This is a genomic window from Kitasatospora sp. NPDC048296, assembly GCF_043201815.1.
Classification (GTDB): Bacteria; Actinomycetota; Actinomycetes; order Streptomycetales; family Streptomycetaceae; genus Kitasatospora.
This window is the reverse complement of record NZ_JBICZB010000039.1, coordinates 19019-33744: the sequence shown is the minus strand read 5'-3', so window position 1 is coordinate 33744 and position 14726 is coordinate 19019. Positions and strand designations below refer to the sequence as shown.

Annotated in this window: 9 protein-coding genes; all 9 read right to left on the bottom strand. The window is 71.8% G+C overall.

Annotation, left to right across the window (positions count from 1 at the left end; genetic code table 11):
- Positions 1 to 2 precede the first annotated feature (2 nt).
- The gene (locus tag ACGF12_RS22695; protein ID WP_393032900.1) at positions 3 to 632 is read right to left on the bottom strand and encodes a hypothetical protein; all 630 of its coding nucleotides are present in this window, start codon (positions 630 to 632) and stop codon (positions 3 to 5) included.
- Between the two features lie 579 nt (positions 633 to 1211).
- Entirely contained in the window at positions 1212 to 4001 is a 2790-nt protein-coding gene (locus ACGF12_RS22690) for an ATP/GTP-binding protein (RefSeq protein ID WP_393032897.1), read from the bottom strand.
- Positions 3998 to 4618, bottom strand: coding sequence for a hypothetical protein (locus tag ACGF12_RS22685; protein WP_393032894.1), 621 nt, complete (start codon positions 4616 to 4618; stop codon positions 3998 to 4000). Before ACGF12_RS22685 ends, ACGF12_RS22690 begins: the two co-directional genes overlap by 4 nt.
- A gap of 36 nt (positions 4619 to 4654) precedes the next feature.
- Positions 4655 to 5767 carry an NlpC/P60 family protein gene (locus ACGF12_RS22680; RefSeq protein WP_393032891.1) on the bottom strand — a complete coding sequence of 371 codons (1113 nt, stop codon included), beginning with the start codon at positions 5765 to 5767 and terminating at the stop codon, positions 4655 to 4657.
- Positions 5764 to 8802, bottom strand: coding sequence for a hypothetical protein (locus ACGF12_RS22675; protein ID WP_393032888.1), 3039 nt, complete (start codon positions 8800 to 8802; stop codon positions 5764 to 5766). The genes ACGF12_RS22680 and ACGF12_RS22675 overlap by 4 nt, the downstream gene beginning before the upstream one ends.
- Complete coding sequence (locus ACGF12_RS22670) at positions 8799 to 11381, bottom strand: ATP-binding protein (protein ID WP_393032885.1); 2583 nt, start codon at positions 11379 to 11381, stop codon at positions 8799 to 8801. The genes ACGF12_RS22675 and ACGF12_RS22670 overlap by 4 nt, the downstream gene beginning before the upstream one ends.
- The gene (locus tag ACGF12_RS22665) at positions 11378 to 12016 is read right to left on the bottom strand and encodes a hypothetical protein (protein ID WP_393032883.1); all 639 of its coding nucleotides are present in this window, start codon (positions 12014 to 12016) and stop codon (positions 11378 to 11380) included. The genes ACGF12_RS22670 and ACGF12_RS22665 overlap by 4 nt, the downstream gene beginning before the upstream one ends.
- On the bottom strand, positions 12013 to 12351 hold the full coding sequence (locus tag ACGF12_RS22660; protein ID WP_393032880.1) for a hypothetical protein: 339 nt from the start codon (positions 12349 to 12351) through the stop codon (positions 12013 to 12015). The genes ACGF12_RS22665 and ACGF12_RS22660 overlap by 4 nt, the downstream gene beginning before the upstream one ends.
- Entirely contained in the window at positions 12351 to 13451 is a 1101-nt protein-coding gene (locus tag ACGF12_RS22655) for a hypothetical protein (protein WP_393032877.1), read from the bottom strand. Before ACGF12_RS22655 ends, ACGF12_RS22660 begins: the two co-directional genes overlap by 1 nt.
- Between the last annotated feature and the right edge of the window lie 1275 nt (positions 13452 to 14726).

The following is a 14726-nucleotide window of genomic DNA, read 5'->3' as shown; positions in this document are numbered from 1 at the left end:
TCCTACTTCTGGTCTGCGGAGAGCAGGACCAGGGCGACCTCGCCGGCGGAGGCGGCCTGCGCGATCGGGCCGGACTTGTCCGCGGCGACGGTGATGGACAGCGACAGGTTCGAGCCGGCGGAGCCGGAGTCAGCCTTGAACACCTGGCGCACCACGGCGGTGTCGGCCAGCACGAGACCGTTGGAGGCGCTGGAGCCCTGGCCGGCGGCGGGGGTGCCGCCGGTGACAGGGGCCTTGGTGATGTCCTTGCCGACCCACAGCACCCGGATCTTGTCGCCTTCCCGCAGGCCAGGCGGGAACTGACCGGCCTTCAGCGCCAGGCCGACGACGGCCTGGTCGCTGCTGACACCGACCTTGGTGGTCAGCATCGGCCCGGTCAGCAGGGTGCCGGCCGGGATGTCGGCGGCAGCGAAGTACTTGCTGGTGAGGGCGGCGCGCTGGTCCCACCGCACGAAGGGGACGTCGGTGTCCTTGGCCACGCGGATCTGCTGGAGCGCGGAGTCGGGGATGCTCTGGCCGGGCGCGATCCGCTGCGTGATCTTGACGGCGTCGACCTTCTGACCGGCCTGCTGGACCAGCGCGGTGGCGCCGAGCCCGCCGGCCAGGACCAGCAGCGCCGCGAGGACCGCCATCGCCGGTCGGCGCTCACGGACCGTGGCCGGAAGCCGGTCCGCCGGGGAGGCTGGCTGATTCGATGCGGTTCGCTGTGCGGGCGCGCCCGGCTTCTGGGCGGCTTGCTTCGCTGTTCCTTGACTCACGTTCTCTGCCCAACTCGCGTCGATCCGGCGTGAGCCGGCCTGAATTCGAATTTGACCCAGATATGACAAATCAATGGGTCGGCAGGGCGACCCTGGGCATGCCTACGAGAGCCATGCCAGGTCCCTCACCTGCGGCTGCCCGAATGCTCTGATGGTTGTGTCACGTGCCTAACACGCCAGAACCGCCCCCCGTTACTCAGCTTCGTGGTGGCGATGATCGGACGATCCGTCAGTGACCTGTGCACGTACGGCCGGATCGCCCTGAGCACATTCGCCCCAGAGCTTCAGTCCCGTCACAATACGAAACTTTTGAGTCGCTGTCTGCATGTTTTCGGTCATGGAGCGCGTGCTGCTGGCATAGTCACACGACAAACTGGAACAAAGGCGGTGAAAGCATCTAATGCCCTGTCAGGTGCGGACCCGGGCCGATCGGACACCGGCCCGGGCCGGCCCCTACTCCGCCCGATTCACCGGTTTGGGCGCAGGCGGCCGCCCCGGCCCGCGCCGCTGCGCGACCTGAGGCTTCGCCAGATCCACGGCCGGTCCCCCGCCGGGAACCGGAGGAACACCCGGTTGCGCCGCCTGGCCGCCGCCCCTCTCACCCTGGAGGAAGGCGAGCACCACCGCGTCCTGCTCCTGCGCGCGGCGCAGCCGCTCCTCCATCGGCTCGGCCTGAACCGCCCGGTTCGCCGAAGCCGTCATCCGCCCGACCAGCTTGGGGCTGTAGTACTCCTTGAACACGTCCTTGACCTGCGGGCCCTCGATCCGCAGCGGCCCGACCGGGGCTCCGTTGACGGTGACCTGGACGTAGTGCTCGAACCGGCGCAGCTCGGCGACCGCGCCGGGCTCCACCGCGCCGTGCCACTCGTCGGTCACGGCCTTGATCGCCGCCATGGCGCCCGCGGTGGTACTCACCACCGACGAGTTCTGGAGCAGCGCCTCCCGGGTGGTCACCTGAACCCGGTTCAGGTGCTGGGCCATCACGTGCAGCCTGACCTTGAACTTCCTCAGCTGCTCGGTCATCGCCGCGAACGTCGGCCCGCCGGCCGGGTCGAGGCTGATCAGCTCGTCCGCGAAGACGTGGAAGGGCCGGCGGTCGTCCTCGGCCGTGTCCCGTCGTGACAGGCCGTCACGCAGCAGGTCCTGCATGATCATCGAGATCAGGAGGCGGTCGCTCGGACCGGTGCCCTCCAGGCACAGCCACACGATCTTGCCCTCGTCCATCGCCCTGCGGATGTCGTAGGCGCCCTGCGGGTTCCCGAGGAACGCCCGGGTCACCGGGTTCGCGGCCAGGCGGTCCAGGGGGTTGGTCACCGGGGCCAGCACGTCCGGCGGGTAGGCGGCGAAGGTCGTCTCCCACCAGCGCCGCTGCTCCGCGGACAGGAAGTCCAGGATCGGCAACTGCACCGCCTTGTCGGTCAGCAGCGCCCGCACCTGCAACAGCGTGGCCTGCGCGTCCGGGCGCCCGGCGGCGACGGCGGCGAGGTTGTAGGCCACCAGGGCCTCGATCGCCTTGGTGAGGATGGTCGCGGCCCGCGGGTGGGTCGCCTCGTTCCAGGACAGCGCGATGGCCAGCGCGTCCACGGCGGCGGTCACGGTGCGCGCCGCGTCCTGCCCCCGGTCCATGCCGATCATGTTCCAGCTCGGGATCACCGCGCCCGCATCCTCCGCCCGCGCCAGGTCGATCCGGCACACCAGCGACGAGAACGCCGGGTGCGCCAGGTAGGGGGCCACCGACTTCCAGGTGTCGCCGTGCGGGTCGACGAACAGCACGCCCTCGCCCGCCAGCGCCAGGGCCAGCGCCTGGACGAGCGCGAACTCGGTCTTGCCGTAGTTCGCCTTGCCCACCTTGATCGAGAAGAGGAACTCCTTGGCCAGCGTGGCGATCAGGCGCCGGCGCCCGTCCGGGTAGCGCAGCCACCCCTGCGGCACCAGGGCCTCACCGGGCACGTAGTCCGGCAGCTCGGATGCCAGGACCGGCAGGAACGCGTGCTTCGTCGGCGGCTTCAGCAGCCCCTGGAGCTCGCCGATGTGCAGCCAGTTCGGCTTGCGCGGCCCCACCAGGCCGCTGCGCCAGCGCCGGTCGAAGCTCTCGCGCCGGTGGCGGCTGTCCGCGCTCCAGGTGATCCAAAGGAACCGGCCCGCGTCCTGGCCGAGCCGGCTGTCCTCACCGAAGACGTCCATCGCCGCGGTCAGCTGGCCCAGCAGCTGGCGCGCCCGGCCTTCCATCGTCGACGTGCAGCGCACCAGCAGCTGGATGCGCACCAGCCCCTGGGAGGAGGCCAGGCGCCCGAGGGCCTTGGAGGCGTTGACCGGTTGGGGGCGCGGAGCCGGGATGAACGGCGGGCGCCGGGAGGAGGAGTCGAAGAGGCTGGCCAGCTGGAAGCGCCAGGAGTCCTGGATGTCGGCGGCGTCCGCCGCCGCGTGGCCGGCGGCCTTGCGGGCGCGCTTGCGCTCGGCTTCGCGCTCCTCGTGGACCAGGTGCCACTGGCGCAGCTTCACCTGCCAGCGCGGAATCCGCTGTACGTCGATCACGACCTCGGCCAGCTCCCCGAGCTCGGTACGCAGGTCGGAGACGGCGTCGATGACGGGCTGGAGCGGGTCCGGCTCCAGCGGCACCTCGCGCAGCGCCGCCGACGCCTTCCCCTTGAGGACGAACTCGGCGCGCACCGCATGCAGACGCTCCTCCTTCTTCTCCTTCTCCTTGTTCTTCTTGTCCTTGCGGGCGGCGCGGTCCTTCTTCCTGCGCTCCTTCTTCTCCGCCCGCTCCTTGCGCTCCTGCTCGGCGAACGGGTCTTCGGCGGCCGGGGCCTTGGCCACCGTGACCTCGCGGTACCGGCTGTCGCGCAGCAGGGTGGCGGCGTCGGTGTGGGCCTCCAGCGAGTACTCCAGCGGCGTGGTGCCGTCGGCGCGCAGCCGGATGCGGACCTGCTTGGAGGGCGCGGGCGCGAACCAGGGGCCCTTGCCGGCCGCGCGCAGGACGACGGCGGCCTGGCGCCAGATGTCCTCCGGGCTCGGGTCGAACCGGCGGGTGGGGGTGAGGATGTAGCGCTGGCGGCTGGCCAGGGTCTTCATGGCCAGGCGGTGGCGCACGACGGCGGCCGCGATCGCGAGCGGTGCCAGGGCCAGCACGATCAGCTCGCCGTTGGCGGAGAACCAGGCGGCGACCGAGCCGGCCCAGGACCACACTGCGACGGCGGCGTGCCCCAGGGTCTGCGGGAGGGAGTCGGAGTTCGCGCTCATCGCTGGGGTTCCCAGGTGTCGTTGACGCGGGTGAAGAAGAGGGTCGCCGGGCGGTGGTCTCCGTAGTCGCCCGTGGGGGAGGTGCCCACCCACAGCAGGTTGACGGCTGCCCGGTCCGCGGTGTCGCGGGAGGTGTGGGCGACCGCGGCCTGGACGCGGACCCCGGTGTAGAAGTACGGCCGGCTGGCGCCCACCGCGGTCGCCGGGAAGTAGGCGGGCCAGCGGTCGCGCCCGGTGCCGGTGGTCTCGGCGAGCCAGATGTCGCGTGCCAGGGCGGTCAGTTTGTCGGCCTCGGCCGGCGGGAGGTCGCTCGGGTATTGGGCGCTCAGGGCCGCCTGGATCGCCGGGTCCCCCTGCGGGCCGTCACCGGCGGCGGCGACCCCCGAGGGAACCGGGGCGGCGGACGGAGAGCCGGGGGAGGCCGGTGCCGCCGCCGTCGGCGAAGGGATGCGGGTCTCCGGGGAGGGGGTGGCCGGCGGCGGGCCGGCGACGGTCGCGGGGCCGGACGGCGTGGCCGCGGCGGCCGGAGGGTGGGCGGCGCCGTGGTGGCTGCTGCCGGGCACGACTAGGGCCAGGCCGATCGTCAGCAGGACGGCGGCGCCGAGAACGGGCAGCATAAACGGGCGATTTGATGTCATTTCAGATGATTTCTCTCACTTGAGGACACGGGCGCCGCCCGCGAAGTCGTAGTTCCAGACCGCTGCCTGTTTGACCGAATCGCCCGGTTTTGGGGCATTTAGCATTTGGCCGCCGCCTATGTAGAGGCCGACGTGGTAGATGCCCTCAGCGGGATTGCTGAAGAACACCATGTCGCCGGGCTTCAATGCGCCGACTCCGGCCGATGCCGGGATCCGCTGGCCGACGCCGGCCTGGTCGGCCGCCAGGCGGGGCAGGTTCACCCCGACTTTCGAGAAGACGTAGACCATCAGGCCCGAGCAGTCGAAGCCCTTCACCGTGCGGCCGTCCTGGCCGCCCTTGGTACAGCAGACCCCGGTGGTCGGGCCGGTGGCGTCGCCTCCGCCCCAGGAGTAGGGGACGCCGATCTGGCTGCGCGCCGCGTTGATGACGGTCTGGACCTGGTCGGAGGCATCGCCCGTCGGGGGCTGGGCGCCGCCCAGCTGCGTGTACTGGGTCATCCAGCGGATCACCTCGTCCACGTACGCCTGGGAGGCGTTGTAGGAGTAGATCGCGCTGCGCAGCTGCCCGGTGTCCGTCAGGTCCCGGCCGTTCCCGCACAGGTACAAGGCCGCGGCCATGGTTTCGTCGTCCGCGTTGTTCGGGTTCGCGCTGCCGTCCGGGCGCACCTTCGCGGCGTAGCCCGCGAACGTGGACGGCAGGAACTGCATCGGGCCGACGGCGGCGTCGTACTGGCTATTGCCGTCCCACCGGCCGCCGTCGGTGTCCTTGACGGCAGTCGTGTTGCCTCCGGCCCCGGACCCGTCCAGGATCGGGCCGATGATCGGAGGGGTGACCACGCCCGAGGCGTCGATCTGGTGCCCGGAGGCGTGGCCGCTCTCGACCTTGCCTATGCCGGCCAGCAGCTGCCAGGTCATGCCCTTGCAGGAAGGGGCCATCTGCGCCATCGCCCCGGCGGCGCGCACGTAGGCCTGCATCATGCGGGCGGGGATGTCGCTGACCGCGCCCACCGGCTTGCTGGAGCCGGGATCCTCGCCACCGAACATGGAGATGACGGTCAGGGCCGGCACGGCGACCACCATCAGGGCGCCCAGGCACCCGAGCCTGCGGAAGGCCTTTACCAGCTTCACAGCTCGGGCTCCCCGTCGAAGCCGTCGTCCGGGACGCTCCCGCCGCCCGCGCGGCCGTCGAGGTGACGGCGCATCCGCATCGCCTCCAGCAGGTCGCGGCCCGGGTCGCGGAACTGCGGGCTCACCCGGCGCAGCACCGAGGGGTCCATCGCCGGGTCCGGCTCGGCCGCCGAGGGCGTGGGCCGGATCTCGCCGCTCGTCCGGTCGATCCGCGCGGGTTCCCCGGGCTCGGGCGTGCTGCCCGGCTTCGTCCAATGCCAGCCCGACTCCGTGGGACTGGGCCCATAGGAGGTCACGTTGGGATCCGCGAGCAATTCCTCGTCGAACGTCCGGAGGCGGTCAACAGGCGTAGCGGGCCGGATCTCGCCGGTCGAGCGGTCGACGAGCATGCCGGGCTCGTCCTCGACCACGGCCAGCGGCTGCGGCGTGGGCACCACTCCTGGGCCGAGCGCCGACCACAGGTCGGCTGGGCCGTTGTCCACGTCGTCGGGGCGCACGATGACCCGGCCGTCGTCACGCAGACTGTCACCGCCCAGGGCCGACACGCTCGGCTCGGTCTCGTAGAAGGGGTACTCGGGGCCGCGGTCGCGGGCGTGCTCCCACACCTCGCCGTGCGCCGCGGTGCCCGCCCGGGAAGGCAGCGGACCGCTGGTGTCGGCGACCGATCCGATCGTGGCGTCGTAGGCGAGACGGGTGTTGTCGTAGGCGCTGCGGACGCCGTTGATCAGCTTGGGCCCGTAGGTCTGGCCCATCACGGCGGCCTGCATGTACTGGTGGCGGGCCGCGCCCTTGACGGTGTTGTAGGTCTCCTTCGTGCCGTTGGCGACCGCGCGGAAGCCCTGCTTCTCGTCCTTCCACCAGGCCTTGCCGACGGCGGAGTAGTGCCGCCACTGCTGGCCGGCGTGGTTCAGCAGGACCCCGCCCTTGCGGTGGAGCCTGGTGGCGGTGGCCGGCGCCCCGGCCGTGACGTCCCACCCGAACTTGCCCGCCTTGCCGGCCAGGATCGCCATCCGGCCGGCCCTCGTGTTGAGCAGCCGGTTGTGCAGGGCGTGGCCGATCGGAGTGGTTCCGTCCTTGGGCATCATGACGTGGCGTCCGGCCGTCGTCCCGCCGCGGCCCGGGCCGCCCTGACCGCCAGGCCCGTGCTGGCCGGCGTGCGGCCCGCTCGTGTACGGGAGCTCGCCACCGAGCGGCCCCTTCGTTCCCACCGGCTTCATGCGGCGGGCCAGCTTGTGCGGCGGCAGCGGATTACCGACCACCAGCTGGTGCGCGGCCCGGACGGGCAGCGCCAACGCCGCCATGCCCCGACGGACCTCTCCGGCCGCACCCGCGGCCATCACCCCGGCGCTCATCCTGCCCAGGCCCGGGTCGGCGAGCGCGGCCAGGCCTTCCCCGATGCGGGCCTTGCGCATCAGCGCCGACGAGACGCCCCCTCCGCCTCCGCCGAACAGGCCCAAGCCCGCGATGCCGCCGCTGCGCCCTCCCGAGTAGCCGCCCGCGCCGGGCGACAGGTTGCCCATGGCCTGCGACATGGCCAGGCCCAGGCCGGTGTTCTCGCCCATGAACAGCGTGCCGCCGATCTTCGCGAACCTCATGCGGTTGGCGAAGCGGTCCCCGAGCTGCCCGGCGGCGGCGAAGATCCGTCGGTGGAAGACCAGGACGACGACGGCGAAGCCGTCCAGGATCAGCAGGCGCTGGATCATCACGGTGTTCGCCGAGTTGGTGAGGATCCCGTTGGCGCCGAGGGTGAACAGGGGCAGCATCATCGAAACGGCGAGCTCGGTGACCACGCTGGTCAGGAACACGCCGATCCATTTCCACAAGGCGGCGCGGTTGCCGCCTGGCAGCATCGCCCAGACCCCGGCAGGGGCGGAGAGGGAGGCGGCGACGACGTCGGCGAACTGGGTGCCGATGTGCACCAGGGCCATGCCCAACACGACGATCGCCACGATCAGGACGGCCAGCAGTATCAGGGCCACGCCGCCGACCTTGTCCCAGTCGGAGTTGACCGCGTAGTTGTAGACGTCCTTGCCCTCCTGGCCGTGCTTGTCCTTCAGCTCGTCCTTGAGTGCTGCGTAGCCGGCGCTGCCGTGGTCGCAGATCGCGTCCTTACCCGGCAGGTCGATCACGTCGTCGCAGTTGCCCTTGCGGTTCAGCTGGCCGTGGATGTAGCGGTTGTGCACGTCGGCCAGCCAGCTGTCCTTGGCCGGGATCTGCCCGTACTGGAGCAGCTCGAACGGCTGCACCACCAGCGTGCGGGTCAACATCATGCGCATCGGGCACGACGGGTCGTCCTTGTCCTTGTCCGACGTGCACCCCGGATCAGGGCCGTTGACGTTGGTCACGATCTGGCCGGCCTCGTGGGCTGCCTGCTGTGCCTGCACGAGCGGGCCCTGCTCGCCGAGGATCGCCCGCGGGGTGAACATCGGCAGCATGACCGTCGCCGACAGGAGCAGAGTGATCGCCATCTCGCCGGCGCCGCGGCCGACCTTCCCGCGCATGATCAGCAGCGCCCCGAACGCGACCCCGCCTGCCAGGAACAGGTCGTACAGGTTCAGGTCGTTGGCGGTGACCACGTACAGCTTGTAGTTGATCACGTGAGCGGTGTCGATGAGGGTGCTGACGATCGGGAAGTTCCAGATCCACCCGACGATCCAGCACATGAGACCCACGGCGAGCCGCACGAGGGCGAACCCGCCGCCGATCAGCAGGTTGCACACGTGGCTGCGGATGTCGGTGGTGCCGCCCGGGTCCGACTTCAGGTCGTAGTTGTCGAGCGGCGCGCCCTCGCTGCTCATCACGTTGAGCGGCGCCAGAATCCCGCCGCGCTCGTTGTCGGCGGCGAAGGCCGCCTGCTCGCCGGCGGCCAGGAACAGGTAGGTCATGCCGAGGGTGAGCAGCACGGTGCGCCGGCCCGGCCAGTACATGGCCGCGATCGAGCGGATCTTGCGCCAGCGGCTCCCGGCCGCGCGGGCCTTGGGCGCGAGCCGGGCGGCGAGCCGGCTCAGCTTCTTCGGGATGGGGAGGCGGGTCATCGCAGTGCCACCTTCTTCGGCTGCTCGGCCTGGCCGGCGGCCTGGCGCTTGGTGACGGGGGTGGTGAAGATCGCGTCGTACTTCGGGAGGTTGGGGATGATCACCTGGATCCGGCCGATCCGGCCGCGGGTGTCGCGCAGGAGCATCTCCCCGGCCCGGTTGACGTGGCCGTGCGGCGACAGGCCGGTGACGAGCTGGATCAGCTCCTCGTCGTCGCCGGGCAGGCCCAGGAACTCAAGGCCCCGGCGGGCCATCGCGTCGTCGGTGGTGCGGGCGAGGATCCGCTGCACGATCAGGCCGCGGATCGTCTCGTCGCCCAGGTCGAGGGCGTCGTGGCCACCGGCGGCGAAGCCGGCGTTGTGCTTGCGCCCGTCGTGCGCGAGCTCGTTGATCAGCGCGCTTCCCTCGGCGGAGGAGGTCAGCCAGTACACCTCGTCGAAGATCACGGCCGCGAACTGCGAACGGTCGGAGAAGGCGATGTGCCTGCTGATCGCGGCGATGAGGTAGAGCACGGCGCGGCCGATCAGGGCCTCCAGCGGCTGGGTACGCAGCACCTCGGGCCGGCCGAGCGCCTCCTTCGGAGGGAGCGTCAGTCCGTTGGTGGTGAAGACCACCAGGTCGGCGGTCAGCGAGGACATCGACAGCGCGGGCAGCGCAGGGTCGAAGACCATGCGGGCCAGCCGCTGGTCGGCGACCGTCGCCAGCAGGTCCAGGACGTCGGCGGCGGCCTCGCCGCGGTTGCCGCCCTCGGTCGCGATCTGCCGCAACTCCTCCAGGACCAGGCCCATGTGCGGGCGCGCCGCCGCGGCCGCCGCCTTGACGGCCCGGCTCAGCACCGCGCCGCCCGGCGACATCGCCTCCATCTGCGTCTGGAGGAGCAGGTAGGAGAGGGCCGCCGCCTCCCCCTGGGCGGACGGCAGCACCCGCAGCGGGTCGATGCTGATCTCGGCGTCGGCGGCGTCGATGACCTGGTGGCGGCCCGGCGCGGTCGCACGGGCGTGGTGGGCGTACTCGCGGTGGTTGGTTCGGTCGATCACGATGGCCCGGTGACCGCGGTCGATCAGGTCCGTCGTGATCTTCTTCAGCAGCACCGACTTCCCGGACCCCAGGTCCCCGAGCACCGCCAGCGAGGCCGCGATGTTGGCCGCCGGAGCGGATGCCAGATCGAGGAAGACCGGGCGCACCGTCTGCGCGTCCAGCGACCGGCCGATCATCGGGCCCGTCTCGTCCCCGACCTCACCGACCGTCAGCGGGCCGGTCATAGCCCAGTCCTCGCTGAGTTGGAACTGGGTGCACTCGCGCGCCCGCAGCGCTGGCGCCGCGCCTGGCAGGCCGAACTGGAACAACCTCACCTGGCCGCCGCGCGGGCGGATCGCCCGGTAGTCCGCCCCGCCCAGACGCGCCTTCAGGTCCCGGGCCCAGTCGTCGCACTCCTGGGCCGTACGCCCCCACACCGTGAACACCGTGCGGGACTGCACCTCCAGCTCGACGCTGGTGCGCCCCAGACGCGCCTCCTGCTCGCCCAGGATCTCCGCCGCCCCGTACAGGCTGTCCGGCGTGCCGGTCGGGTGCGCGGCCCACTGGTCCGCCTGGTCGGACAGCTCCGCCTTCTTCTTGGCGATCGCCCGCTTCGCCTTCGCGCTGTCCACCAAGGTCAGGTCGACGACGGCGTCGACCGGGTATTCCAGCAGCTCCAGCTGCGCGAGGATGTCGGCCGAACCCTCGGCGACGGCCTCGGGGATCTCCTCCAGAGCAAGGCCGGCCTGGTAGCCGACCCCTTCTTCCGTCTCCACCTGGAGCCACAGCTTGGACAGGGCGCCACCGTCGAACCGCGAGGAGAACCAGCTGCGCAGGCCCTGCGGCTCCTCCCGGCGGGCACCGGCCTCCTGGCCGCCCTCCAGCAGCCGGGCCTGACCCAGGCTCGCGTAGCCGGGGCTGCGCAGGTGCGCGCCGACGATCTTCCCCTCCCAGCGGCGGCCGTTCTCCGCCTCCGTGAGGAGCGGCTCCTTCTGCCCGCGGTGGACGGCGTGCTGATGCATCCACACGATCTCGGCCGCCCGGGCCGGGCGGATCTGGAGCCCGCCGCCGAAGCCGGCCTCGACCTGACGGGCCACCCCACGGAACAGCTGCACCTCGCTCACCGGCACCGGGGCGGCCGGAAGACCGGCCTGCTCGCCGAAGGACGCCCACAAGGAGCCGCTGGCCTGGGTCAGCTGGGCCGCCCGGCCGGGTGCCTGGAGCGGCAGCGCCAGCCACAGGGTGCGCCGGTGCATCGGAAAGTCCTCCAGCATGAAGGCGGCGGCCGCCGCGCTCTCCCGGGTGCCGGGGTTCGCCTCCAGGTCGACGTCGGCGGCGATCCGCTCGGCGACCTCGCGGGGCTCGACCCGGGCGCACAGGCTGTAGAGGCGGACGGTGCCGGACAGCGAGCGCACGAGGGAGGTGACCCGGCGCAGCACGTCCTGGCGCTCAAGGTCGGAGGCGTAGCGGGAACCGATCGGCGTCACGCGCCAGACGGCCCAGACGGTGCCGGTGGTGGACCACAGCAGGTGGCCGGAGATGTGGCGGATTGCGACCCTCACGTCGGGTCTCCCTTCTGGGCGGTGATGACGGCGGCGGCCGCGAGCATCTGCTGGAGCGGGGTGAGTGCCGGGCCCGCGGCCCGGGCGGCAGCCGGCTGAGGAGCGGCGGGCCGCGGAACGGCGGGTTGGGAAGGAGGAGCCGGGACCGGTTCGCGCGGCTCGAAGAGACTGAGGAGGGGCACCGGCCGCTCGTCCGCCTCCGGCACGTCGGCCAGGTCGTCGGCCGCGGCGAAGTCGTCATCGGCGACGCCGTCCTCGAAGGTGAAGCCCCCACGGGCCAGCAGCACCGGACGGGCCGGGCGCACCGCGCGCCCGCCGATCTGCCCGTTGCGGGGGGAGACCACCAGCGACAGGGCGTCCGCCGCGACGAGGAACGGGCTGCGGCCCGCGATCCGTGAGTGCCGCGCGGCCCAGACCGCCACCGCCCACGCCGCCACCGGCAGCGGGCCCAGGTACGGCGCCCACCAGGTCGCCGTCTTGATCAGCGCGACCGCCCCGACCGCCGCCACCACCAGCTGCGGCGGCGTGTACGGCCCGAGGGGGATCCTCCAATCGCCGATCTTGCCGAGCACCCACGGGTGCCTGCGGGCCTTGGTGTAGGAGCGGCCGATCCGGGGACGCGCGGCGCTGCTCACAGCAGGCCCGGCTTGCCCAGCTGGCCGGTGAACGCGCCGGTGGGCACCTCACGCGGCAGCTCGCCAGCACCCTGGATCGGCGCGGTGCTGGCCGGCTTGTTCTCCTGCACCTCGGTCTTGAACATGTCGGAGAACGCGATGCGGTTGGCGAACAGGGACCAGCAGATCACCAGCCCGATCGCGCCGCCGATCGCGGCCTTGATGCTCATCTTTCGGACGGCGTGGGTGATCACGATCGCCGTCAGACCGATCATCAGCCCGCTGGCGACCCACCCCATCAGGGTCGAGGCCCAGGAGTTGCCGAAGTTCTGCAAGGGGCCGGCAAGCTGCATCATCACCGCGCTCCGTTCGTGGGAGAGGGGACCGGCGACGGCATGCCGCTCGCACCGGTCGAGGAAGAAGAGGAAGAAGAAGCGGGGGAGAGGGGAAGCGGGGCGACCGCGGAGACCTCCCACCGCCCGGCCCGGGCCGTCAGCCGCAGCGGATAGCTCAGCGGCCACAGGCCGTTCGCGTCCTCCGCCTGAACGACCGCCTGCGCCTCCAGCACCGTCCCGTCGGCCGGCGCCACCGGGACCGTGCCGGTCGCCGAGAGCGTCTGGAGGGTGACCTTCGTGTAGGCCGACCCCGGCGCGGGGATCCTCGCGCCCGGCGACAGGTAGCGGGAGCTGTCGCCCACCCCGGTCAGGTACGCGGACAGGTAGCCGGCCACCGTGTCCCGCAGCGGCCCGTCGCCCACCTGCGACCCGTAGGCCGGCACCGCCGGGTCGGGGTCCGACAGCGAGGCGGGAGCAGCAACCTGGGCGGGGGCGGCGGTGACGGCGAACGCGTCCGGCGCGCCGCCCGACCCCGGAGCCCGGGTCATCGACACCTGGACCGCGAAGTAGCGCACGCCCACCGAGCCGCTCTGCGCAACGCCCGCCGACGTCGCCGAACTCTGCGCAGAAGGCTGCGCAACGCCTTGCGCAGAGGGCTGCGCACTGCTCTGCGCAGCGGCCGGCGGAACGGTGACCGTGGCCGCCACGGTCACCAGCCAGGTGCGCCCGCCCATCGGCTGGCTGCGCACGGCGACCACCTTGTCGACCGCCACCTGCGCAGAGGTCTTCGGCTTCGGCAGGTCGACGCCTGGGGCCAGGATGCGCAGCGCATCGGAGGTGGAGCTGTCGGCCGAGCTGCGCAGCCACAGGTCGACGAACGACTCGGCATAGCCGGTCGGGGGCGCGATCACCGACGGGGCGGCCGCGGCCGCTGGCGCCGTGGCGCCGGTGGCGGTGGTGGCGACGAGGGCCACCGCCAGGGCCAGCGGGGCGCAGGCCAGCGCCGTCCAGATACCGGCGCGCAGGACCAGCGTGCGGGCCCGGGCCCGGCGGAGTTCACCCCCGCCGGCGATCGGGGAGGAGTCCGGCGCTCGGTCGCGCCGGGTGGACAGAGGACTCACGAAAGGCTCCTAAGAGGTCGTCAGCGGATCAGCTGCGACCGAGGAAACCCCGCGACGTTTGGTGAAAACCTTGGTGGGCGACGCCCGTGCGGTAACACCTGCACAACGGCCGTCACCAATGCTTTGACCTGCGGCTTTGTAGGCATCCAAGGAATCCTTGGTGGCCCGGGCGGATACCTTGGTGGGCCGTCAGGGCAGATCTGCGCCAACCTTGGTGAGGCCGTGCCGGGGCCCGCGCGAAACCTTGGTGGCCGGGGGCCTCGCCGCGGGATTCCTTGGTGGCGGCCCGGGCGGCGGCCACCAACATTGGTGGCTGGCTCCCGGGCCCGGTACTGAACCTTGGTGATGGGGCGGGCGCCGGGCCCGCCAACCTTGGTGCCCTGCCCGGCAGGCTGTCCGGACCTTGGTGGCGTTCCTTCGGGACGGTGGGCCGGCGGAGCGGCGGACCCGAGGGGAGGGCTCCGGCGGTCCGGCTAGGACCACCCCGTTGCGGCACGACGGCCCACCCCCGGGGAAGGGCGGCCGGCGGACTGGCGGCCGGACGGGGGTGAGCGAGGCGTTGCCACCAGACCGCGGCCGGCTCTGGCGCCCGCTCCCTTGCGCAAGATCATCCGGCTGGCTGCGCGGGCTCCGCTCTGCGCATGCGCAACGCCCCGGACCTTGCGCATGCGCAGAGCCGACCGCCGTTGCGCAAGGGCCGCCGGCCCGCCCGGCCGGGGGCCGTCTGTCCTGTGACAGCGAAGTTGGACCGATTGCCACTGAAGTTGGACCAATGGCCGTTTGTGACAGTGAAGATGGATCGCCACAGGTCAAGAGGACCAGCAAGCACCACCTCGACCAGGACGACGCCGCACCGGTCAACGCCACAGGCCGGCGAAGGAGAATCGGCAGCACCGGCGGCACGAGGACCGAATGAGCAGGTGAACCGTGCACCCGGCCACCAGATCCTGCTCGCGGTGTGGGAGGTCGCCGACACCGGCCACGCCTTCTACCGGGTCATCGACCTCCAGTACCCATAGAACAACCTGGCCGCGACCGTGTGCCGGCTCCGCCACAACGGCAGGACCGGCACACCCCGTTCGCCCGCCCGTGACGCCCGCGATCCGTCCGTCTCCGCAAGCGCCCCGGAAGCGGACGGCGGCTGGCTCACCTCACCGAAGATTCTCCAGTACCGGCCCGAAATCCTCGCTGGTTGCGTCACTGGCACCGGAATCGCCCTCGGCGACTCGACGCTGCCTTGAGAAGCCGAAGTCGGCAGGTATGTGTGGTGCGAGC